Source organism: Pedobacter sp. NJ-S-72, assembly GCF_053890575.1.
In genome coordinates, this window is record NZ_CM132681.1 from 1,404,428 (window position 1) to 1,425,738 (window position 21,311).

The 21,311-nt window shown below is 38.0% G+C and carries 24 protein-coding genes and 3 pseudogenes; 9 read left to right on the top strand and 18 right to left on the bottom strand.

Features of this window, described 5'->3' with window-relative positions; all coding sequences use genetic code 11:
* The first annotated feature begins 49 nt into the window (after positions 1 to 49).
* Complete coding sequence (locus ACWYN3_RS09345) at positions 50 to 1,204, top strand: multidrug effflux MFS transporter (RefSeq protein ID WP_456220906.1); 1,155 nt, start codon at positions 50 to 52, stop codon at positions 1,202 to 1,204.
* A 52-nt stretch (positions 1,205 to 1,256) separates the two neighbouring features.
* Positions 1,257 to 1,577 carry a hypothetical protein gene (locus tag ACWYN3_RS09350; RefSeq protein ID WP_456220907.1) on the top strand — a complete coding sequence of 107 codons (321 nt, stop codon included), beginning with the start codon at positions 1,257 to 1,259 and terminating at the stop codon, positions 1,575 to 1,577.
* A 66-nt stretch (positions 1,578 to 1,643) separates the two neighbouring features.
* Here ACWYN3_RS09350 and ACWYN3_RS09355 read toward each other — a convergent pair whose 3' ends face one another.
* Positions 1,644 to 1,910, bottom strand: a complete 267-nt coding sequence (locus tag ACWYN3_RS09355; RefSeq protein WP_456220908.1) for a hypothetical protein — start codon at positions 1,908 to 1,910, stop codon at positions 1,644 to 1,646.
* Positions 1,911 to 2,049: 139 nt separating this feature from the next.
* On the bottom strand, positions 2,050 to 2,907 hold the full coding sequence (locus ACWYN3_RS09360; RefSeq protein WP_456220909.1) for a sigma-70 family RNA polymerase sigma factor: 858 nt from the start codon (positions 2,905 to 2,907) through the stop codon (positions 2,050 to 2,052).
* Between the two features lie 222 nt (positions 2,908 to 3,129).
* On the opposite strand from ACWYN3_RS09360, the gene ACWYN3_RS09365 reads away from it, so the two are divergent.
* Together ACWYN3_RS09365 and ACWYN3_RS09370 are read left to right on the top strand one after the other, a co-directional pair.
* Positions 3,130 to 3,591 (top strand): Lrp/AsnC family transcriptional regulator, encoded by a 462-nt coding sequence (locus ACWYN3_RS09365; RefSeq protein ID WP_456220910.1) that lies wholly within the window; start codon positions 3,130 to 3,132, stop codon positions 3,589 to 3,591.
* 170 nt (positions 3,592 to 3,761) lie between these two features.
* A pseudogene (locus ACWYN3_RS09370) lies at positions 3,762 to 4,637 on the top strand (lysophospholipid acyltransferase family protein).
* On the opposite strand, the pseudogene ACWYN3_RS09375 reads toward ACWYN3_RS09370, so the two are convergent.
* From ACWYN3_RS09375 to ACWYN3_RS09410, 8 genes and pseudogenes are all read right to left on the bottom strand, one after another.
* Positions 4,627 to 5,513, bottom strand: a pseudogene (locus tag ACWYN3_RS09375) (malate:quinone oxidoreductase). The pseudogenes ACWYN3_RS09370 and ACWYN3_RS09375 sit on opposite strands and share 11 nt — an antisense overlap.
* A gap of 13 nt (positions 5,514 to 5,526) precedes the next feature.
* Complete coding sequence (locus ACWYN3_RS09380; RefSeq protein ID WP_456220911.1) at positions 5,527 to 6,132, bottom strand: malate:quinone oxidoreductase; 606 nt, start codon at positions 6,130 to 6,132, stop codon at positions 5,527 to 5,529.
* A gap of 301 nt (positions 6,133 to 6,433) precedes the next feature.
* On the bottom strand, positions 6,434 to 7,513 hold the full coding sequence (locus tag ACWYN3_RS09385; RefSeq protein ID WP_456220912.1) for a glutamate-5-semialdehyde dehydrogenase: 1,080 nt from the start codon (positions 7,511 to 7,513) through the stop codon (positions 6,434 to 6,436).
* A gap of 112 nt (positions 7,514 to 7,625) precedes the next feature.
* Positions 7,626 to 8,702 (bottom strand): glutamate 5-kinase, encoded by a 1,077-nt coding sequence (gene proB, locus ACWYN3_RS09390; protein ID WP_456220913.1) that lies wholly within the window; start codon positions 8,700 to 8,702, stop codon positions 7,626 to 7,628.
* A 66-nt stretch (positions 8,703 to 8,768) separates the two neighbouring features.
* A complete protein-coding gene (locus tag ACWYN3_RS09395) occupies positions 8,769 to 9,560 on the bottom strand; it encodes an MGH1-like glycoside hydrolase domain-containing protein (protein ID WP_456220914.1) in 792 nt (263 codons plus the stop codon).
* Positions 9,532 to 10,458, bottom strand: a complete 927-nt coding sequence (locus ACWYN3_RS09400) for an MGH1-like glycoside hydrolase domain-containing protein (protein ID WP_456220915.1) — start codon at positions 10,456 to 10,458, stop codon at positions 9,532 to 9,534. Before ACWYN3_RS09400 ends, ACWYN3_RS09395 begins: the two co-directional genes overlap by 29 nt.
* A gap of 67 nt (positions 10,459 to 10,525) precedes the next feature.
* Positions 10,526 to 11,401 carry a hypothetical protein gene (locus tag ACWYN3_RS09405; RefSeq protein WP_456220916.1) on the bottom strand — a complete coding sequence of 292 codons (876 nt, stop codon included), beginning with the start codon at positions 11,399 to 11,401 and terminating at the stop codon, positions 10,526 to 10,528.
* A 52-nt stretch (positions 11,402 to 11,453) separates the two neighbouring features.
* Positions 11,454 to 11,801 carry a hypothetical protein gene (locus ACWYN3_RS09410; RefSeq protein ID WP_456220917.1) on the bottom strand — a complete coding sequence of 116 codons (348 nt, stop codon included), beginning with the start codon at positions 11,799 to 11,801 and terminating at the stop codon, positions 11,454 to 11,456.
* 293 nt (positions 11,802 to 12,094) lie between these two features.
* On the opposite strand from ACWYN3_RS09410, the gene ACWYN3_RS09415 reads away from it, so the two are divergent.
* Together ACWYN3_RS09415 and ACWYN3_RS09420 are read left to right on the top strand one after the other, a co-directional pair.
* Positions 12,095 to 12,403: a DoxX family protein gene (locus tag ACWYN3_RS09415; RefSeq protein ID WP_456220918.1), complete on the top strand. Its 309-nt coding sequence runs from the start codon at positions 12,095 to 12,097 to the stop codon at positions 12,401 to 12,403.
* A 222-nt stretch (positions 12,404 to 12,625) separates the two neighbouring features.
* On the top strand, positions 12,626 to 13,039 hold the full coding sequence (locus ACWYN3_RS09420; protein WP_456220919.1) for a YtxH domain-containing protein: 414 nt from the start codon (positions 12,626 to 12,628) through the stop codon (positions 13,037 to 13,039).
* Here ACWYN3_RS09420 and ACWYN3_RS09425 read toward each other — a convergent pair.
* The 7 genes from ACWYN3_RS09425 to ACWYN3_RS09455 all read right to left on the bottom strand — a co-directional run bounded on the left by ACWYN3_RS09425 (position 12,993) and on the right by ACWYN3_RS09455 (position 18,805).
* A complete protein-coding gene (locus tag ACWYN3_RS09425; protein ID WP_456220920.1) occupies positions 12,993 to 13,412 on the bottom strand; it encodes a hypothetical protein in 420 nt (139 codons plus the stop codon). The two genes, ACWYN3_RS09420 and ACWYN3_RS09425, sit on opposite strands and share 47 nt — an antisense overlap.
* A complete protein-coding gene (locus ACWYN3_RS09430) occupies positions 13,412 to 14,128 on the bottom strand; it encodes a pirin family protein (protein WP_456220921.1) in 717 nt (238 codons plus the stop codon). The genes ACWYN3_RS09425 and ACWYN3_RS09430 overlap by 1 nt, the downstream gene beginning before the upstream one ends.
* A gap of 85 nt (positions 14,129 to 14,213) precedes the next feature.
* Entirely contained in the window at positions 14,214 to 14,516 is a 303-nt protein-coding gene (locus ACWYN3_RS09435) for a hypothetical protein (protein WP_456220922.1), read from the bottom strand.
* The gene (locus ACWYN3_RS09440; protein WP_456220923.1) at positions 14,513 to 16,090 is read right to left on the bottom strand and encodes a TonB-dependent receptor plug domain-containing protein; all 1,578 of its coding nucleotides are present in this window, start codon (positions 16,088 to 16,090) and stop codon (positions 14,513 to 14,515) included. Before ACWYN3_RS09440 ends, ACWYN3_RS09435 begins: the two co-directional genes overlap by 4 nt.
* A 66-nt stretch (positions 16,091 to 16,156) precedes the next feature.
* On the bottom strand, positions 16,157 to 16,786 hold the full coding sequence (locus ACWYN3_RS09445) for a phosphatase PAP2 family protein (RefSeq protein WP_456220924.1): 630 nt from the start codon (positions 16,784 to 16,786) through the stop codon (positions 16,157 to 16,159).
* Between the two features lie 3 nt (positions 16,787 to 16,789).
* Positions 16,790 to 17,437, bottom strand: coding sequence for a DsbA family oxidoreductase (locus ACWYN3_RS09450; RefSeq protein WP_456220925.1), 648 nt, complete (start codon positions 17,435 to 17,437; stop codon positions 16,790 to 16,792).
* A gap of 348 nt (positions 17,438 to 17,785) precedes the next feature.
* On the bottom strand, positions 17,786 to 18,805 hold the full coding sequence (locus tag ACWYN3_RS09455) for an aldose epimerase family protein (protein WP_456220926.1): 1,020 nt from the start codon (positions 18,803 to 18,805) through the stop codon (positions 17,786 to 17,788).
* Positions 18,806 to 18,954: 149 nt separating this feature from the next.
* Here ACWYN3_RS09455 and ACWYN3_RS09460 point away from each other — a divergent pair, with 149 nt between their 5' ends.
* The 3 genes and pseudogenes from ACWYN3_RS09460 (at position 18,955) to ACWYN3_RS09470 (ending at position 20,653) form a co-directional block, all read left to right on the top strand.
* A complete protein-coding gene (locus ACWYN3_RS09460; RefSeq protein ID WP_456220927.1) occupies positions 18,955 to 19,569 on the top strand; it encodes a galactokinase in 615 nt (204 codons plus the stop codon).
* Positions 19,570 to 19,673: 104 nt separating this feature from the next.
* On the top strand, positions 19,674 to 20,108 hold the full coding sequence (locus ACWYN3_RS09465; protein WP_456220928.1) for a hypothetical protein: 435 nt from the start codon (positions 19,674 to 19,676) through the stop codon (positions 20,106 to 20,108).
* Between the two features lie 15 nt (positions 20,109 to 20,123).
* A pseudogene (locus ACWYN3_RS09470) lies at positions 20,124 to 20,653 on the top strand (RNA methyltransferase).
* A 22-nt stretch (positions 20,654 to 20,675) separates the two neighbouring features.
* Here the strand turns inward: ACWYN3_RS09470 and ACWYN3_RS09475 are convergent.
* The gene (locus ACWYN3_RS09475; RefSeq protein WP_456220929.1) at positions 20,676 to 21,200 is read right to left on the bottom strand and encodes a hypothetical protein; all 525 of its coding nucleotides are present in this window, start codon (positions 21,198 to 21,200) and stop codon (positions 20,676 to 20,678) included.
* Between the last annotated feature and the right edge of the window lie 111 nt (positions 21,201 to 21,311).

The window sequence follows — 21,311 nt, forward strand, 5'->3', positions numbered from 1 at the left end:
ATTCTCCTCTTAGGTTCATTGACTGCATTAGGGTCCATTTTCTATAGATATGTATTTGCCGGGTTTTCCTGCAATCGCAAAAGATCTGAATACTTCAATTGCGAGTGTTTCACTTTCATTATCTGGTTTTTTTATAGGTATTTCTCTTGGGCAATTGCTCTACGGGCCATTATTAGATCGATTTGGACGGAAAAAGCCATTATATATTGGACTGGCTATTTATATTCTTGCCTCTTTAGGCTGTGCTTATGCAAAAAGTATAGATGCCTTAATTGTACTCAGATGTATACAGGCTTTAGGTAGCTGTGCAGCTGCTGTAGCTTCAATTGCTATGGTAAGAGACTTATTTCCAGTTAATGAAAATGCCAAAGTATTTGCCTTATTATGGCTGGTAGTTGGTGTCTCACCAATGATTGCACCAACCATTGGGGGTTATGTCACTTCAACATATGGCTGGCACGCAGTATTTTTGGTATTAATGCTTCTTGGCTTATTAAATCTGCTGGCAGGCATTTTTGCTTTACCCGGATCATACAAGCCGGATATTACGATTTCATTAAAGCCAAAACCTATCATAATGGGCTTTATAACAGTTATGCGTGAGCCACAATTTTATACTTATGCTTTTACCGGGGCAGTAGCATTTGGTGGTCTCTTTGCGTACATTTCGGGCTCTCCCCTGCTATTTATGAAGATTTTTGCTGTAAGTGAAAAAACTTATGGCTGGATATTCGCCTTTTTATCAATAGGATTAATTGGCGCTGGCCAGGTTAACACACTAATGCTTAAGAAATACAGCAGTGAGCAATTGATCTTTGGTGCTTTGATTTGTCAGGCGATCACTGGCGTCGTATTTCTTATTGGCAGTATGAATGGCTGGTTTGGTTTAACAGAGACTATTCTTTTACTATTTATCTTCCTGAGCTGTCTTGGTTTTGCCAGTCCAAATGCTTCTGCACTTACGTTAGCACCATTTACTAAAAACGCAGGCAGTGCATCTGCGCTAATGGGTGCAATTCAAATGGGTTTAGGCACAATCGCGTCTGTTGGCGTTAGTATGTTTGACACACGTTCTTCGGTACCGATGGTTTCAATTATGGCATCGACCTCAATTCTTGCCCTGGCAATTCTTTATTTTGGAAGAAAGAATATTAAACATAAAGTAGAACTGGACAAAGATAATCCTGGAATTTCTTTTCATTAATAAAACAAAAAGGTGGCACAGATGTTGATTTCATAGAAATAAAGAGAAACACATGTTAAACAAAATCACTCATAATCTAACTATTTTAGCCGCTAAGAAGATTTTGAATACCAATAATGCAGAAAACCTGAGTACCGCTAAACGGTTGGTGTCAATTATAGCTGGCGCTTACATCTTTCAAAGAGGCATTAAATGCTTTTATAAACATCCAATAATCGGCATACAAGAAGCCTTTTTAGGAGGCTTCTTAATGTACGATGCTGTAAAGAGTATTAAAGATACTTATCCTATGAAACCAACTGACCCGTCAGAAGTAAGAAGAAATCAGATTCAAGGTAATGACCCGAATTCTCCGGTTCCTGCTTTTGTCTAATGATGCAATTCCTTAAGGATATAATTTATCCAGAATATAAACGGGTAAATCATGCTAAGAACTGATTTACCTGTTTTCAAATCCAACTCTCATTTTACCAAGTTTTTCATAAAATACAGCCAGATTTCCCAATTCTACATGTAATATTGTGCAGTGTTTATACATATAGGCTTCTCTTTCTGATAGATATAGCTTATCTCTAAGGTATTTCAGTATATCTATGACCCTGATCTGTAAACCATAAACCAGGCACAGATGGAAATTCAGATACTGATCAGCATGGACACCAAAAATCAGAATGTCCCTGCATGCTGAAATCCTGATCCGCTGCAATTCAGTCTTGAGGTAACTTTCACTGTTAAATTCTTTTAATGGTCGTTCAATATTTTCTATTTTGTTGACTAGTTGAGTTAGTAAATCAAGTTCATTATAGCTTTCAGCTAAATATAAATATGGGCATATGGTCTCTTTTTTATATATTTTTATCTTTTTTTTCTCTGCGCAATTTTAATCTCAGTTTCTTTATTCCACCATCTTTCAACTGTCTGATTCGCTCCCTGCTTAGTTTGAATACCAAAGCAATATCATCCAGTGATAGCGGCTGCATTCCTCTCAGGCCAAAAAATAAACTCAACACCTTTTCCTCTCTCTTAGAAAGTATTTTCAATAACTGACAAGCCTCTATCCTATCAGAATCCACAATTAACACATGATCAGCTGAAGGCTGATGACCAGGCGTCATCTCCAGTAGTGTATTACCAAAATCAGGTTTAATGACCTCATCGAGGGACATGCACTTGCGCACCTTATCCAGATAGCTGGTGACTTTTTGAGGTTCAATATCCATCTCTCCGGCAATTTCGTCCATGGTTGGCCGTCGTTCCAGTCGCTGTTCCAAACAAGATATCGTTACGTTTATTTTAGAAATAGAGTTGATCAGGTTGAGTGGTAAACGAATAACACGTGTTTGCTGGGAAATTGCAAGCATCATAGCCTGTCTGATCCACCATACCGCAAAAGAGATAAACCTAAAACCCTTTGTATCATCGAAGCGTGAGGCAGCCTTAATCAGGCCCAGATTACCTTCATTGATCAGATCTCCCAGGCTCAGACCACGATGCTGATATTTTTTAGCGACAGAAATTACAAATCTAAGATTTGTCCGGACTAAACGATCCAGAGCAAGCTGGTCTCCATTTCTGACTTTTATTGTTAACTGAGTTTCTTCTTCAATCGTTAATAGCGGTATTTTACCTATTTCGTGAAGATATATATTAAGAGATTCTATGTCTCTGCCAGTGATAGCATAATCAATCTTTAATTCTCGCATATGTTTAGGTTATTAAACAAATTTGAGCATAAGATTCAAATAAAGAAAGTAAACCATATTTATCCGATAAATTAACGAATTAAAGCGGCATAATCCGGATATAATTCAGTTCTGATGTTTTTATAAACGACAAACCGAACAATAATAAGTTTATTATAAATTAAAATATTTAATTAATTAAACACAAATACTTCTATATTCACAAATTATAAAAAAATAATTATGGAGAAGAAGCTTGACAGATTAGACATTTCTATTCTTAAACTTTTACAGGAGGATAATTCACGTCCGCACAAGCAAGTAGCTGGAATTTTAAATATATCACCTACAACTATTTGTGATCGTATCAAGAGATTAAAAACAGGAGGTTATATAGTAACATCAGTAGCTGTATTAAACCGCAGAAAGCTAAAACAGGAAGTTCTGGCTTTTATTCACCTAAAACTAAGCCATTGTTCTGATGAAATTATCAATACTTTCAAGGATGAGGTTTCCAGAATAAAAGAAGTTTGTGAATGTTGTACAATTACCGGCCAATATAATATCAAACTTAAGGTCATCACAACTGACAACACCTCCTTTTCCGGAATACAGAGAAACATAGCAAATATAAAAAATGTGCAGGCACTGGAAAGCTACGTTGTACTTGACAACATCATTATTGACACAGGATTTAATTTTTAAGAACGGTTTTAACAATTAACGTATTCCAATTAAAGAAAAGGGCTCTCAGTAAAAAACAGAGCCCATTCTTTTAACTATACACCCTCTTTATTTAAAGAAACGACGAATTATCTTAGGAAACTAACCTATTAAGGCTTAAAAAATTTAAATTTGCACCCTAATCTTAATGAATGTTAAATAAGGCCTTCTCCTATATCGGAATATTCTTTATATATCTGATCTCTTTAGTACCCTTACCAGTACTTTATGCATTTTCCATGCTGATCTATGGAATTCTATATTATGTGGTTGGATACCGCAGGGATGTAGTCAGAATTAATCTGAAAAATTCCTTTCCTGAAAAAAGCGAAGAAGAGATCAAAAGGATAGAAAAGAATTATTATAAATATCTTTCGGGATTAATCTTTGAAATCATTAAAATGTCAACCATTTCAGAGAAACAAATATAAAAATACTTCATATTCAAAAACATAGAATTAATCAATTCGTATTTTGAACGAGGAGAAAGTATCCTTGCCTGTTCTGGTCATTATGGAAACTGGGAATGGGGAGCAATATCAATGGGTCTGGTCCTGAATTGCGATTGTTATTCTATTTATAAACCCTTGTCAAATAAAGTATTTGATAATTGGTTTCAACGGATCAGAACAAGATTTGGTAATAAGGTAGTACCGATGAGACAAACCTTAAGAGCTATCACAGCACATAAAGATACACCGACAGCATTTTTATTCGGCAATGATCAGGCCCCGCCAAAAAGTGAATCTCATTTTTGGATGACTTTTTTAAACCAGCAGACTTCAGTACAACAAGGAATGGAGAAGATCGCTATAAAAACCAACAGACCAATATTTTATGTTAAACTGACTAGTTTGAAAAAAGGATATTATCAAGTTGAATGTATCCCGATTTGTCTTAATCCAGCCGAAACCCCTATTAATGAAATAACCCAGAAGCATACCCGTTTATTAGAAAAACTAATACAAGAAGAGCCTGCTTACTGGTTATGGAGTCATAGACGATGGAAACATCAGCCTACTCAGTAATTTGTAGGTTAAGTGCATGTGTAGTTTGCGCACGAATATTTTTGCAAAGCTGAGCATCAGCACTCAGGCTATTACCATAAGAAGGGATCATCTGCTTTAATTTAGCTTTCCATTCATCACTAGCCATCTCATCTTTGAAACAACGCTTCATTAAGCTGATCATAATAGACACTGCAGTTGAAGCACCAGGTGATGCACCTAATAAAGCCGCAATTGAACCATCTCCGGCAGAAACTACTTCTGTACCGAACTCAAGTATTCCACCATGTTTTTCATCTTTTTTGATAACCTGTACACGCTGACCAGCAGTCTCAAGCTCCCAGTCTTTCATTTCAGCTGCCGGAAGATATTCTCTCAGCGCCTCCATACGGTCTTCGGGTGACTGTCTGACCTGACAATTAAGTATTTGGTTAAAGGAAGGTTATCCAGACCAGCTGCAATCATTGGACGGATATTATTTGCTTTAATAGACAAAGGAAGGTCAAGTAACGATCCGTTTTTCAGAAAACGTGTAGAAAATCCCGCATATGGGCCAAAAAGCAATGCTTTTTTACCATCTATCATCCTGGTATCCAGGTGAGGGACTGACATTGGAGGCGCCCCGACTGACGCTTTACCATATACTTTAGCATGATGATGTTCAATCACAGCCGGATTGATACATTTTAACCATTGTCCGCTAACAGGGAAACCACCAAAACCTTTACCTTCAGGGATATCAGATTTCTCCAATAATGGAAGAGATCCGCCACCAGCACCAATAAAAACAAATTTTGCTTTCACTGTTTTTCTTTTGCCGGTTTCTTCATCCTTCACTTTCACTTCCCAGAAACCATCCTTCTGTTTCAGTTTACGTACTTCCTGATTGAAGTCCATGGCTACATTAGGCTTACTTGAAGCGCGTATTCAGCATCATCCTGGTTAATGCACCAAAATTCACATCAGTACCAAGCAGCATCCTGGTTGCAGCAACTTTTTCATCAGCGTTCCTTCCTTCCATCACTAAAGGCATCCATTCAGCCAGCTGTTTAGGATCTTCAGAATAGGTCATCTCTTTAAACAATTCACATTGCTGTAAATTATTAAAACGTTTTTTTAAAAAGTCAACATTATCTGCGCCCCATACGAAACTCATATGCGGAATACTTTTAATGAATGTTTCAGGAGAATTAACTAATTTATTTTGTACCAGGAATGACCAAAATTGTTTCGATACTTCAAAAGATTCTGCTATAGCAACAGCTTTTTCAGTTTCTACCGTACCGTCTTCTAACTGAGGCGTATAATTCAATTCGCAAAAAGCTGAATGCCCGGTCCCGGCATTATTCCATGCGTCTGAACTTTCAGCGGCCGCTACATCAAGCCGTTCAAAAATTTGTATCGTTAAATCCGGGGAGAGTTCTTTGAGTAGTACACCAAGCGTTGCGCTCATAATACCGGCGCCAATTAACACAACATCAACTGCTTTATCTGAATTAGGACTTTTACTGGTCATGAAAGGATAGATAATTTATTCTCTTTATATCGGTCGCAAAATTAATATAATGACCGGGAAATGAGTCCTAAATTTCAATTTATTAAGTAATATTTTTACCAATATCTGATAAAACCTGAAAACCGCATTCATCCAGTCCGGATTTTACAATGAATTGTCAGAATCAGGTCTTTTTTATAAAATAAATTATGCTATTAATCAACGAATCTGTCCGTTACCTCTGACTACCCATTTATAACTTGTCAATTCTTTGAGTCCCATGGGCCCTCTTGCATGAAGTTTTTGTGTACTGATTCCAATTTCAGCACCGAGTCCAAATTGGCCCCCATCTGTAAATGCCGTTGAAGCATTTGCATAAACCGCAGCAGCATCTACTGCATTCAGGAAATGAAGCAAGCAATTTGGTTTTTTCGTCTTCAGCTATGATAGCTTCACTATGTTTAGAACTATAAACAGCGATATGCGCCAAAGCATCTTCCAGATCTTCAACTGTTTTAATAGCCATCTTATAATCCAGAAATTCGGTCCCAAAGTCTTCAGGACTGGAATGGTGGAGTAAATGATCAGGATACACTCCTTTCACCGCGGCAAAAGCATCAGCATCAGCGAAAATATGGACAGATTTAGTGGCAAGCTGTTCAATAAGTGTATAAAGATCGTTTAACCGCTCAGCATGAATCAATAAGCAGTCCAGTGCATTACAAACACTTACTCTTCTGGTTTTCGCATTAAAAACAATTGCTTTTCCCTTTTCTTTATCCCCTGACAAGTCAAAATAAGTATGAACAATCCCTGCCCCTGTTTCAATTACCGGGACATTGCTATGCTCGCGGACATAATTAATCAAAGCCTGGCTTCCTCTTGGAATTAATACGTCTACAAACCCTGTTGCATTTAAAAGTGCAGCAGTAGCTTCACGTTCTGAAGGTAATAAAACAGCCGAATGAATATCTACACCATGTTTAAGCAATACCTGGTGAATGACTTTAATCAAAGCCTGGTTAGAAAACTCAGCATCGCTCCCTCCTTTTAACACGGCTACATTTCCTGTTTTAAAGCATAGAGAAAAAACATCGAGTGTCACATTTGGTCTTGCCTCATAGATCACGCCTATAACGCCCAAAGGAACCCTGATTTTTGATAACTGCAACCCATTTGGAAGTGTATTAGCTTCTATGACTTCGGCAAGCGGGCTTTCCAGTTTTGCAACATTCAATATTTCCTGCGCGATATCACCAAGTCTTTCCCTGGTCAGCTTTAACCGGTCATATTTAGGATCTTCGGCAGACATCCGCTTCAAATCCAAATCATTAGCAAACAATATATCTTCAGCAAATAACTTCACATGAGCAGCCAGATCTCTCAAAATTTCATTGACCACTAACTGATCCAGGCGGCATAAAGTACGCTTGCTTTTAAGGCATTTTCAAAATATAACTGATATCCCATTTTTTTCAATTTAGAACCCGCTTATCCAGCAGGTATTCAGCATATTAGCTGACTGCATAAAAATAATTATAATGAACCAAAGATTTATGTCCCTTTTGTCCTATTCTTTCTTTCGCTTTATCTGATCCATAGTCCGCTATTCCTAAACCAATCAGTTTCTCATTTTCATCCAGCAACCGGATAATATCACCTTTTTGAAACGGAGATAATACTCCTGTTATTCCAACAGGTAATAAACTGCGTGCCTGGCCGGAAACCAAAGCATCAGCAGCACCTTTGTTAAGCTGGACGCTTCCTGTAGCTGAATGCTCAGAATGCGCAATCCATTTTTTCTTTCCCGAAGTATTCTTTTCAGGCACAAAATAAGTATGATCTACCTTTTGCGCTATTAAATCAGTTAAAATATTGTTTCGCGTTCCGTTCGCTATGTGAACCGGGATACCCAGCTTAGCCACTTTTTGGGCCATCCCCAGTTTAGTGACCATCCCGCCTCTGCCTAAACCAGATTTAGCAGTATTAATAAAAGAACCAATCTGATCATCCCTTTTAATTTGCTGTATAATACTAGAGTCCGGAGATTTTGGATCTCCATTATAAATACCATTTACGTTAGAAAGGATAATCAATGCATCGGCTTCAAGCATAGAGGCAACCAGACCAGCTAATTCATCGTTGTCAGTAAACATCAGTTCAGTAACAGATACGACATCATTTTCATTGATAATCGGAATCACTTTGTGTTTCAATAAGATTGACAGACAGTTTTTGATATTTAAATAATGCTTCCGGTCACGAAAATCTTCTTTAGTTACCAGTACCTGGGAACACAGCATTTGCTGTTTTTCAAATAATGACAGGTAAGTATTAATCAGTTTGATCTGACCGATAGACGCTAAAAGCTGCCTGGCCGCTACAGCGTCCTGTTTCTCGGATAACGTAATCATGCTTCGGCCGGCAGCAACTGCGCCAGAAGAAATAAGGACTACCGTGATACCAGCATTTTTAAGTGCAGCGATTTGAGAAACCAGATGTTCAATTCTTGCCTGATCAGGCAGACCATCTGGCCTGGTAAGTACATTCGAACCGATTTTAACAACGATTTTTTTATAGGCAACAGCCATAATTATTTAAGAATAAAAGCGATTAAGAAATAAAGAATTAAAAAGCTGTTTGAAACAGCTTCCAGATTAAAGAAGTGCAATTAAACCTGTCCAGCCAGTTTGATGACTGGCTCCAAGCCCTTTGCCATTATCTCCATTAAAATATTCATGGAATAATATATAGTCTTTAAAATGCGGGTCATGGTTAAACTTAGGGTTCCCACCCGATACGGGTCGTTCACCAGCTTCATTCTTCATAAAGATACATTTCAATCTTTTACTCAATAAAGCAGCAATTTCTTTAAGACTTAAAAACTGGCCGGAGCCCGTAGGGCATTCCACTTTAAAATCATCAGTATAATATTCCTCCTGGAAATTCTTAAGTGATTCAATAATCAAATAATTCACAGGCATCCACATCGGACCACGCCAGTTACTATTTCCGCCAAACATCCCGGAATCACTCTCGGCCGGAATATATTTGACCGTATAATCCATGCCATCCAACTGATAATTAAAAGGATAGGCACAATATGCTTTAGATACAGAACGAATACCAAAATCAGAAAGGAACTCATTTGGATCCAGCATACGTTTCAGCAATAACTTCATGCGGTGTCCGCGCAGCAAAGAAAGTAAATGCTGATCGCTGCCTTTGGTATCAGTCCAATGACTAACCAACTGTACTAAATCAGGTCTTTGCAGCATAAACCACTCCAAACGCTCTTTCAGTTTTGGCAATTTACCCCATTTACCTTCATCAAATACTACCTGAGCAAACATTGGGATAAGACCTACCAGGCTTCTTAAACGAAGACGATCCGCTGTTCCGTCAGGTCTTCTCAGCATATCATAATAAAATCCATCCATCCTCTTCATCCCATAAACCACAAGAATCTTCTCCCATATTGGAAATTGAACCCGCGATATATAAAAAGTGTTCAGAGAATTTGATAGCCATACTTTCAAATACATCAAAATGCAAAGAAAGTTCCATACTGATTTGCATCATATTCAACGCATACATGGCCATCCAGCTTGTACCATCTGCCTGTTCCAGAAAACCACCACCAGGTACCGGCTGACTTCGGTTAAATACGCCTATATTATCAAGACCAAGAAACCCTCCTTCAAAAATATTATTTCCTTCACTATCTTTCTGATTTACCCACCAGGTAAAATTGAGTAAAAGCTTATTAAAAATTTCCACTAGAAAATTAATATCCCCTTTTCCTTTCACAGCTTTATCTGCTAGATATACATGCCAGGTAGCCATTGCATGAACAGGAGGATTTACATCTCCAAAGTCCCATTCATAAGCCGGCAATTGTCCACTGGGATGCATATAATTAGCACTTACCATTAAACGGAGCTGATCTTTCGCAAAATCAGGGTCTAAAGGTGCAAAGCTGATACAGTGAAAAGCCAGATCCCATGCCGCAAACCATGGATATTCCCATTTATCGGGCATTGACAGAATATCATTGGCAACAAAGTGTTTCCAATGTGAGTTTCTTCCAGTTTTTCTTTGCTTTGGTGGTACAGGTTGCCCCGTATCTCCAATCAACCACCTGTTTACATCATAACTGTAGAACTGTTTATTCCAAAACATTCCGGCCCATGCCTGGCGCTGCATATTTTTTTCATCCGCATCATCAGTATTCAGCTGTTTTCCAGCATAAAAAGTATCAGTTTCCTGAATCCGCAAAGCGAATATATCATCAAAATCACGGAATGGCATAGTTACTTTATCTTTACTAAGCCTGATTCTGATCACACTGCTCTCCCCGGCAGGAATAGATAAATGATGCCATATCCCTACTTTTGTACCTATATTATCAGCATTAACAGTCTCCTGATTTCATTGACGATATATATTCATTAATCCCGTCTTTTACATAATGACTAAGATTTTCAGCTAGATATAAACGTTGATTATTGCTTTCATTATCAGTAAATAAAAACTTCGGATTACCATCTGTATAACAATGATAATCACCGATTTTATCTGATCGTAAAAGTAAAGTCTGATTACCCTGGTTTAAGATTTCTGGTTTTACACCATGCTGCCCGTCAAACCAGGTGTTACGGTACCAAAGCTGAGGAATTACATCTAATGTAATTGCAGTGCCACTCCTGTTAAATACAGTATACTTAATCAGTAGATCCTCTTCTTTGTTCTTGGCATATTCAATAAAAACATCTCCATATTCATCGTGATCAAACAATCCTGTATCAATCAGCTCAAATTCCGGCTGCGTTTTATCACGTCTGGCATTTTCGCTGATCAATGACTCATAAGGAAATGCAGAAAAAGGATATTTATACAGCATTTTCATATAGCTGTGTGTAGGACTGCTATCTAAATGATAATACAGCTCTTTTACATCCTCTCCGTGGTTTCCCTGCCCGTTGGTCAGACCAAATAACCGTTCCTTAAGAATTGCATCTTTACCATTCCACAGTGCAAGTCCCGCACATAAAATTTGCTGATCGTCACTAAAACCGCCTATTCCTTCCTCTCCCCATCGATAGGCTTTACTTCTGGCCATATCATGTGTGGTATAATCCCATACCTCTCCATTATAGCTATAATCCTCACGCACGGTTCCCCATTGACGATCAGAGACATAAGGGCCCCACTTAAGCCAGTTGGTTTCTTTGTTATAATGACTGGTGAGGCGCTGCTGTTCCGGATTTAGCTGATCTTTGGAGTTCATATTTCAATAATAACGATTGTTAAGCGAATTAAAGAAAGGATAATCGAATCGCTTAACTTTTTACAATGTCAGTATCCTGAAGGTCAACCATCATAGATGATATCTCAATTGTAAACCATTCCTGGAAAACTTTATAAGTACGTTTCTGAGGCCAGTCATTTTCGTCCGTATGGAAGTCATTCAGCTCATTTTTAAACAATTGGTCAAAGTTCTTTTTTAACCAGCTTTCGATTTTGGCTTTTGTTTTCTGCTCTTTAATCAGGTAGACAGTACCTTCATCATTGTCAACTACCGGAAATTCAGGGTCTACATAGTTGATCCAGTCATAAAATGGTTTCTTCGCTTTGATCAGGATTGCATTCCTGTTGATGGTTTCGTAATATAATGTTGGCTCTATCATTTGATCTGGAAATTTATAAGAATGCAAATTTATTAATTTAATCTGGTATCAGATATAATAATACCGCGTTGAAATTCCCGCCAATTATCTTCTTTATCCTTGATATACAACAGATTATTTCTTATATTCATATAACCAAATTATAACAACATGATGAACCTAATATCAAAAATTCAGGATTGGGGTGATCACCACCATCCGAAATGGCTGGACTATCTGAGAATAGCTTTAGGCATTACACTGATTGGAAAGGAGTAGCATTTGCGCTCAATCTGCATGCTTTCACAGTCCTCATGGAAAACTCAGGATTAGGTACAGCTGTAACTATTAGTTTGTTAGCGCATTTGATTATAGCACTTCATATCATAGGCGGTTTGTTAATCGCTTTAGGGACACACACCCGTCTTTTCTGCCTGCTAATTATTCCAATATTAATAGTAGCAGTTTTCTACGTGAACTTACCACAACAGCAGATATTCAGGCCTTATTCAGAATTCTGGCTTTCATGCCTGGTTTTGGTTGGGTTAATTTGCTTCCTGATTGAAGGAGACGGTGTGTTATCCATTGAAACGGTTAGAAAATCTACGGTCTCACAGAATTAATATTTTACATAAAAAAGCGGCCTTCTGATTAAACAGAGGGTCGCTTCTTTTTATAATATTTTCATCAAAACATCGCTTATATCAATTATTTTTTTTCAAATATTCAAAATGGACTGGTTTTTGAACAGTAATCCCCGTAAGCATAATAACAAAATATATTGCTTATTGCTTATTGCTTACCGACTTGAATTCAACAACGTTAATCATAAAAAACTAATTACCATGGATTACAAAAAATTAATTAATGACCACCTGGGCAAGCAAACTGATAAAACTCCTGTTGTTGTAGCTTTATTAGCTGGATTAGCAGTTGGAGCTGCCTTAGGTATATTATTTGCACCAGGCAGCGGATCAGAGACCAGGAATTTATTGTCAGATAAAACAAAAGATCTAGCAGATAATGCGAAAGATAAACTACTGACTTACAAAGAGAAATTAAAGAACAGTGCGGATCAATTAGCCGACACTGCAAAAAACCAATATCAAACTTACGGTGAAAAGCTGCAAAACGGAGCTGATGAACTGGCTGATTTAAAAGACAGAGCTGTAGAAACAGTAAAATCTAGATTCAGTGATGCTAAAGAAGATATCAAAAACAAAGCACATGACATAAAAGATGAAATTGAAAACGCTTAATTTCAATTAACAGGTTAGAATAAGAAATAAAAAAAACCGGCTCTACAGCCGGTTTTTTTTTATCATCTGTTCCCAGAGCCATATAGATTTCTGCATAAAGCAATCCACTTCCACCGCCATAATGCGGAATGATGTGTATTGCCGGATGTATCAGCCTGACCTCGGTTTTAAGTCTTGCTTCTTCCTGATCCGTCAACCCGCCACCAAGCAATAGTACCTGGTAAAAATGCGATTTACACTTGGCAATTGCCTCTTCACATTCCGAAACACCTTCTGCATGCCATGAGGTTTGTGTATTTAATAACCGGAGTACAGTTTGTAAAATATCCTTATGCTTACCTACTACCAATATCTCCGTCAGATCATTTCTCATTAGAATTCCATTGGAACATCCATAATTAAGAACCCGGCGGCTGAAGATGCTTTGATAGAAAAGCTATCAGTATCCCAAATTCCAAAACCATCTCTTGTGGTCAAAACCTGGCCATTAACTTCGATATCTCCCTCTAAAACAAAAATGTATGCACCATTGCCTTTTTTCTGAAAAGTATAGTCTACCTGACTTCCTTTTTCCAGTTTACCTAAGTTAAACCATGCGTCCTGGTGAATCCATACACCTGCATCATCAGGATTCGGTGACAGAATCTGTACCAATGTATTTGGTTTTTCAGGTGTACTGATTTTTACCTGATCATATCTTGGTTCTACATTTCTTTTGTTTGGAAAAACCCAGATTTGCAAAAACTTAACCGTCTCATCTTTATTCTTATTGTATTCAGTATGGTATATTCCAGTTCCGGCACTCATTACCTGAATTTCTCCAGGCTCGATCGTACCAATATTACCCATACTATCTTTATGTTCTAATGCTCCGGATAAAGGGATAGAAATGATTTCCATATTATCATGCGGATGCTCACCAAAACCTCTTCCTCCTGCTACCGAATCATCATTTAAAACTCTTAATGCACCAAAATTGACTCTTTCAGGATTATAGTAGCTTGCAAAGCTAAAAGTGTGATAACTTTTTAACCATCCATGATCTGCTCCGCCTCTTGAGGCTGCAGAATGTAAAACTGTTTGTGCCATATTCTTATTCCTTTTGTTTGTTATACAAATTTACCACCTATAATCTTGCTGCATCTTACCATAGATTAAGAAATGAATAAAAATATTATAACGCTATTTTATAACCCAGAGTTGCCCACACACCCGGCATAGGAACCGCTCCTGCCTGAATAAAGTTAACATCAAATATATTTGATGCATCGGCATAAATACTGCTCCGTTTTAATTTATAGCTCAGTCTTGCATCCATTACTGTGTAATCCTTATAGCTGATCCGTTCACAATACCTGGCTGTCACAGTTAAAGCCATCACTTTCAGAAACTCAGCATTTACAGTTGCAGTAAATTGGTTCTTCAAAGATTCTACAGCATAGCGGGAAATATTAGCTTCAGCTAATGTTGTTTTCACTTTAGGATCAAGATAAGTATATATGCCAGACCAAATCTCAGGCTATTGAGAACAACAGCATTTTCTAAAATACCAGTGTTATAATCAGCACTAAGCGTATAACCCATTGTATTGAGTTCGCTGAAATTCTTCGGCTGCCAGGGATCAGTAGTCTTATCCTTTACCCAGTCAATAAAATTAGTAATTCTGCGTTTAAACAAACTCGCATTTAACACAAAGTGTGCCGAGTTATATTTAATCCCTCCCTCAGCATAACGTGATTTTTCTGGTTGTAACTGATCATTACCGATATTTGTTGGCCCTTTATAGTAAAGATCCGTAAAAGTTGGTAAACGTTGTCCTGTTCCAACATTCACAAAAATCTTCCAGTTACCGTAAAATGTGTACCCTGCATCAATACCAGGAAAAGCCTGCCATCCATAGTCAGAGTTATAATTCACATAACTGCCAACGTTTACAAGTAAGTTTTTAACCAGATCAAACTTATACTCTCCGTAAATACCAGCATTATCTCTGTTCCTTTTTCCAAGGTTAGTACTATTATTTTTCTCTTTTCTGGCTTCAAGACCTAAACCGAACTCACCAATTTCTGTCTGAAAACTATTGTTCAGTTCAGCACTTAAGACCTGCGTAACATGATGGTTGTGGAATTTATCAGGACTTTGTTTGATATAAAGATAGTCATCGACATTGTTTCTGTAACTCAATCTTGGCATTAAAGTCCAGAAAGAAGTCAGCTGTGTTTTATAGGCAATAGCCGCAAGAGCGGTTTTCACTGTTTCTTCGGCCTCTTTATCTCCCGGAGAAGAATAATAACCATTAGCCCCAAACTTATTATGAATATACCCACCTGTGATGTCCAGCTGATCACTTTTCCCTACATTAACCTTTCCTTCATAAAAGAACTTCTGGTTATTGAAAGCCGTATTGTAACGGTATCCGCTCCCGGCTTCCTGTCCGGCAGAGAAAAGATGACTTGATTCTTTAAGCGCCAGTGTCCCGGTAGCGCGGATTCCGTAATTTGCATAAGTATCACCACTTACTTCATCTTTCTTAAAACTGCTTCCCGTAAAAACATTTGCAGAAACACCAGTTCTGGTCACAGCTTTAGTTACAATATTAATTGCCCCTGTTAAAGCATTTGTGCCATAAATACGGGATGCTGATCCTCTCAATACTTCGATATGATCAATATCATCCATAGAGATTGGCAAATTCATCATATTATGACCCGTTTGAGGATCTGAAACCTTAACCCCATTGATCAATACCAGGGTCTGGTCAAAAGTTCCGCCATCTATGCTGATATCAGCCTGCACCCCACCAGGTCCGCGCTGGCGAACATCAACACCAGTTACATAACTCAGCAATTCACTAATTGACCTTGAAGGCAAATTCTTGATTTGCTGATTATCAATGATCCATATATTACGGTTTTGTTTAGAGAATGGAAGTTTCAGGCGATTCTCTCTGACCATCACTTCATTTAGATTTTTTGTGGTATCATTTTGCGCTTCTGCATAACCAGCAGATAAGCAGCATAATGCGACCAGAACGGGTATCATTTTCTTCATATTCGATTAAAATTGGTGCGAATATAGGAAATCCCTGATCAGATTGTTTAGAATCCTTCTATTTAACTAATTAGAAGGCCTCAAAAACTTCATAGAAAGTGCTGAACCTGTACCAATTAACGCACCGGCAGCCACATCCGAAGGATAATGAACCCCCAGATACATTCTCGAATAGCCAACAGAACCAGCCCATAAATATGCAGGGGCAATGATATACCACTTATGATAGACTTGCGATAAGGCAGTAGCGGTTGTGAAAGAAGAAGAAGTATGTCCCGAAGGAAAGGAAGTCTGGCCCGGATAATAAACTGCACTAATTTTGACCTGTCCTAGAAATGGCCTTGGCCGTTTTACGATTTTCTTAATCACCATGGTCAGCAGCAAATTCACAGCCGAACTACTGGCAATATAAAGCGCATTCTGACGAGCCCCTTTATCATTATCGATTACACCAGCAGCGAATATACCTGCTGCGGGAACCGCCACATTAACAAGGTTATTATATTTTGATAAGAACATGAAAAAATCCGTTTTCTGCTCAGTTCTGTGTTCAGAAAGATCAATCATTATCCTGTTATCAATCTTCTGTATCGGATTATCAGGAGATAAACCACCTTGTGCAACTGATTTAATTGGTATTGCAACACAGAAACCCAGCTGCAATACCAATGTATATTTTTTAAAAAGTCTATTCATTATTTAGACTTCTGTTTGACTTGTAGTCCATGCCTGCTCCAATGCGCCTAAAAAAGTCTCAGGAGGTTGTGCACCTGAAACCGCTAATTTCTGGTTAATAATAAAGAACGGAACTCCACTAATGCCAATTTGCTGTGCAATTTGTTCATCAGCGCGCACTTCATTAGTAAAAGTATCTCCTGTCAGCAAAGTTTCAATTTCAGCCTGCGCTAATCCGGCAGTCTTACCTGTTTCTATTAAAACTGCATGATCATCAATATTTTTACCCTCCGTAAAGTGCGCAATAAATAACTGTTCCTCAATCTCATTATCAAGACCTTTAGACTTAGCTAACTGAATCAACCTATGTGCATTAAAGGAATTAGCAATTACAACCCGATCAAAATCAAACTTTAAACCAACCTCAGCTGCTGCACCAATTACCTGTTCATGCATTTGCACCGACCATTCTCTGGTTTGTCCTTTTTTCTCAGCCAGATAATCATAAGCATTTAACCCTGGTCTGGTTTCCGCATTTGGGTCCAGCTCAAAGCTATGCCATTCTACCTCTACCTGATCTTTATATTCAAACTGTTCTAACGCCAGTTCAAACTTTCTTTTACCTATATAACAAAACGGACAGTTCACATCCGACCAAATATCTACCTTCATTGTATTCTAATTTATACGTCTGCCTTGATTAATTTCAACCCCTTCGTCCATCGTACTAATTCTTTTAGCATTGCCAATGCAGCTCTTTCAGAACGTTCATGTGGAACGAAAACATCGTCTCATTGATCAATTCTGTGAAGTGCATAGCAGGATGATTGATTTCATCCATTAAAGGCAAACTCAATATACCTAAGTCTATTAATTCGACTTCAAAAGTGCCGGATTTCTTTGCTATTTAAGCAATCCAGTCCGCTACAAGAGGCCCTTTTCTACCCGGTCTTACTGTAGCACTGATAATTTTCAACTTATCCATGATCGCTTATTTTTGTTCTGATTAATACTTTTGATTTAATGACTTACTTTAAAAATTGTAGTCTGCAAATAAGTCTCTCCCGGTCTCAAAATCGTTGTAGGAAATGAAGGAACATTAACGCTGTTCGGATAATGCTGGGTCTCTACACAGAAAGCTTCAAACGGGCCATAAGACTTTCCACCTTTACCAATAACAGTATTTAAGTATTTAGCTGTATAAAAATGCGCTACAGGTTCTGTAGTATATACTTCCAGCTTTAATCCCGAAGTTGCTTCGGTAGTTTCGCAGGCCAATCCTAATTCTCCATATGGCTTATCCAGTACAAAACTCTGATCATACCCCTCTCCCGGATCCCAATCCTGTCCGATCGCTTTACCACCCAAAAAGTCATGACTTGTCCCAGCTACAGGAGTTAACCTGCCTGTTACCACATAATCAGCATCCTGCTCCAGGTAATTGCTGGCAGGCATTCTAAGCTGATGACCCCCTATATTTCCGCCATTCTTATTCAAATTAAAATAAGTGTGATGTGTAAGGTTAATAGCCGTAGGCGCATCCGTAAATGCTTTATAGTCCAGAATCAGTTCATCAGTATCAGACAGCTTAAAAGTCAGCTGTAAAGTTAGATTACCAGGAAAACTCTCTTCACCATCCGGGCTTATATATTGCAGCGTCAAACTTGGATCCACTGTAGGCAAGATGTCCCATACCTTTTTGTCGAAACCAGATATCCCGCCATGCAGGCCTTTTTCCATTTGATAAGCTACCCCATCAATACTATATTTCCCATCTTTAATCCTGTTAGAATAACGACCAACAACAACTCCCAGATAAGGGTAATCAGCAAGATAATCCTCATTCAGATAACCATCGATATCATCAAAGCCTAAGATTACATCCTGTTTTTCGCCCTTTGCATTGGTTATAATAAACTCACTGACAATAGCACCATAATTATATATTTTAACCTTGCTGCCAAGGCTGTTGGTAAGCTCTACCGCGAAGATTTCTTTTCCATCAATAAATCGCCCGGTGCTAATTTGATTTTCTTTCATAAAACGTATATTAGTCGATATTTACTTAACAATACTACAAATAATACCAGCAAATTTTAAACTGATTACAACATTTAATCAGTATTAAATTGTTTTTTGAACTTAATGTCATTTCATTGATCAACCAAACCACAAAACAGTACATACTAATGAAATCTGAACTATCCAGTAAATTCTTTGATACCTACGGCCAGCAACCAGCGGCAACTTATTTCACTCCCGGTCGTGTAAATCTGATCGGTGAACACATTGATTATAACGGAGGTTTAGTTTTACCTTGTGCAATTACCCTGGGTACATGGCTTTGCCTCGCTCCTAATACTGATCAGGTGATCCGCTTCAAGAGCCTGAATTTCCCGGAAGAAGCCGTTATTCCTTTACAACCAAGCTATAAAAAAGAAGGTACAACCTGGTATAACTACCCATTAGGGGTCTTTAATGAAATCCTGAAGAACTTTCAGGTCCCGGTGGGCTTTGACCTTTTATATGCTGGAAATATCCCGGTTGGATCAGGCTTATCATCATCTGCCTCTATAGAAGTCGTAACGGCTTATGCGCTGACTGCTTATCTTGGTCTGGATTACGATCGTCTGGCACTGGTCAAATTAGCTCAAAAAGTAGAAAATGAGTTTATAGGTGTTAACAGTGGCATTATGGATCAGTTTGCTGTTGCTTTCGGAGAAAAGGATAAAGCAATTGTATTGAACTGTGATACGCTGAAATATAAAATTGTAGACTGCAACAACCTTGTGATCACGTCCTGACAATCATTAATACCAATAAACCAAGGGAACTTGCTGAATCAAAATACAATGAAAGAGTAGCTGAATGTCAGGCTGCATTAAAGGCTCTGAACGAGGAAATCACATTGAATAACCTGTGTGAATTGAGTGCTGATAAATTTGTCCTGCACAGTCATCTGATTAAGGATGAAACCATATTGAAACGTGCAACTCACGTCATTAAAGAGAATGACAGAGTAAATCTTGCTGCAAAAGCACTAAACAGTGGTGATCTGGAAGAGTTTGGCCGTTTAATGTATGCATCGCACCAATCACTGAAAGATTTATATGAAGTGACAGGCAAAGAACTGGATACAGTCGTAGATTTTTGCGCAACCTATCCTGATGTTACAGGCGCAAGAATGACAGGTGCCGGGTTTGGCGGCTGTGCAATAGCTCTTCTTAAAAAAGATGCAGAAGCAGATTTCAGAGAAAAACTCACCACATATTACACTGAACACATTGGTTATGCGCCAGATGTATATATCAGTAAAATTGGAAATGGAGCTACCACAATTTAATTCTATTTTTGCGCCATGCAGAAATTAAAGACAACTGAATTAAACCGTGTAGGTATAGAGGAATTTAAAGAACAGGATAAACTACCGGTAGTTGTAATACTGGATAATGTGCGCAGCATGAACAATGTGGGCTCTGCTTTCAGGACAGCGGATGGTTTTGCTATAGAAAAAATCATCCTTTGCGGGATTACAGCTCAGCCACCGCACCGTGAAATTGAGAAAACAGCTATTGGAGCAACACAATCCGTTGCCTGGACACATTTTGACGAAACGCTGGATGCAATCAGAGCATTAAGAAAAGACGGCTACGAAATTATAGCTATTGAACAGGCAGTAGACAGCATTATGTTAAACACTTTTATACCAGATCAGGCTAAAAAATATGCATTGATCTTTGGAAACGAGGTTAACGGAGTAAGTGATGAAGTAATGGCAGAAATTGATAAAGTATTGAAATACCTCAGTTTGGCACTAAACATTCCTTTAACATTGTGATCTCCGCAGGAATCGTTTTATGGGATTTCTATGCCAAACTAAGGTTGTAACTATTTATTGACAATAGAGGGATTATATTTTTTCAATAAATTCTATTGTAATCCCTCTAAAACAATCATCCATACAATTCTTGCTAATATATCCACAAGAAGAGATCATCCCATTGTTATTTGTTTCAAAATAAGTATCAGCATCTTTTCTTTTCAGTAACCATTCAGTTTTTGCTTTTTGGTATACCTCATCCAAAGTAATAGCTACATAACCTCCCTGATGCGTGTTGATGTTACTTTGGTCTTCAATCCACTCTTCACGGACAACAATCTCCCCTGGCTTATTAGTGGTCGTCCTGGACAAAAAAGAACGCCCGGTCACTTTACCCTCTTTTACCGAAATAACACTTTCACTACTGCCTCCTGTCCAGGAAGAACCACTTACTTTGTAGCGATAAGAATTGTTAGATGATGCTTTGAAACTTGTCCAGGATTTTTGACTCCTGTCAAAATCATTTTCATAAGCAATGTCGCTTTTCTTGCAGGAACTAAGCATAATTACCGTTATGAACATCAACAATAAAGATAATAGATAATTTTTTTTCATTTGAAATCGTTAAAAAGTGTCTTTAAAATAATAAATACAACTCTAAATTAAACAAAACTATTAACTATTTAAACAAAAATTAATTGCAAATAAAAAAGCCGCCCATAATAA

Bases quoted from the DNA above. Each gene is read 5' to 3' on its own strand.
- ACWYN3_RS09350 (WP_456220907.1), top strand. From the start codon at position 1,257: ATGTTAAACAAAATCACTCATAATCTAACTATTTTAGCCGCTAAGAAG.
- ACWYN3_RS09395 (WP_456220914.1), bottom strand. From the start codon at position 9,560: ATGAAGAGGATGGATGGATTTTATTATGATATGCTGAGAAGACCTGAC.
- ACWYN3_RS09430 (WP_456220921.1), bottom strand. From the start codon at position 14,128: ATGGCACAAACAGTTTTACATTCTGCAGCCTCAAGAGGCGGAGCAGAT.
- ACWYN3_RS09420 (WP_456220919.1), top strand. From the start codon at position 12,626: ATGGATTACAAAAAATTAATTAATGACCACCTGGGCAAGCAAACTGAT.
- ACWYN3_RS09380 (WP_456220911.1), bottom strand. From the start codon at position 6,132: ATGACCAGTAAAAGTCCTAATTCAGATAAAGCAGTTGATGTTGTGTTA.
- ACWYN3_RS09455 (WP_456220926.1), bottom strand. From the start codon at position 18,805: ATGAAAGAAAATCAAATTAGCACCGGGCGATTTATTGATGGAAAAGAA.
- ACWYN3_RS09460 (WP_456220927.1), top strand. From the start codon at position 18,955: ATGAAATCTGAACTATCCAGTAAATTCTTTGATACCTACGGCCAGCAA.
- ACWYN3_RS09410 (WP_456220917.1), bottom strand. From the start codon at position 11,801: ATGATAGAGCCAACATTATATTACGAAACCATCAACAGGAATGCAATC.
- ACWYN3_RS09440 (WP_456220923.1), bottom strand. From the start codon at position 16,090: ATGAAGAAAATGATACCCGTTCTGGTCGCATTATGCTGCTTATCTGCT.
- ACWYN3_RS09475 (WP_456220929.1), bottom strand. From the start codon at position 21,200: ATGAAAAAAAATTATCTATTATCTTTATTGTTGATGTTCATAACGGTA.
- proB (WP_456220913.1), bottom strand. From the start codon at position 8,702: ATGGCTGTTGCCTATAAAAAAATCGTTGTTAAAATCGGTTCGAATGTA.
- ACWYN3_RS09360 (WP_456220909.1), bottom strand. From the start codon at position 2,907: ATGCGAGAATTAAAGATTGATTATGCTATCACTGGCAGAGACATAGAA.
- ACWYN3_RS09425 (WP_456220920.1), bottom strand. From the start codon at position 13,412: ATGAGAAATGATCTGACGGAGATATTGGTAGTAGGTAAGCATAAGGAT.
- ACWYN3_RS09345 (WP_456220906.1), top strand. From the start codon at position 50: ATGTATTTGCCGGGTTTTCCTGCAATCGCAAAAGATCTGAATACTTCA.
- ACWYN3_RS09450 (WP_456220925.1), bottom strand. From the start codon at position 17,437: ATGAAGGTAGATATTTGGTCGGATGTGAACTGTCCGTTTTGTTATATA.
- ACWYN3_RS09405 (WP_456220916.1), bottom strand. From the start codon at position 11,401: ATGAACTCCAAAGATCAGCTAAATCCGGAACAGCAGCGCCTCACCAGT.
- ACWYN3_RS09415 (WP_456220918.1), top strand. From the start codon at position 12,095: ATGGAAAACTCAGGATTAGGTACAGCTGTAACTATTAGTTTGTTAGCG.
- ACWYN3_RS09445 (WP_456220924.1), bottom strand. From the start codon at position 16,786: ATGAATAGACTTTTTAAAAAATATACATTGGTATTGCAGCTGGGTTTC.
- ACWYN3_RS09365 (WP_456220910.1), top strand. From the start codon at position 3,130: ATGGAGAAGAAGCTTGACAGATTAGACATTTCTATTCTTAAACTTTTA.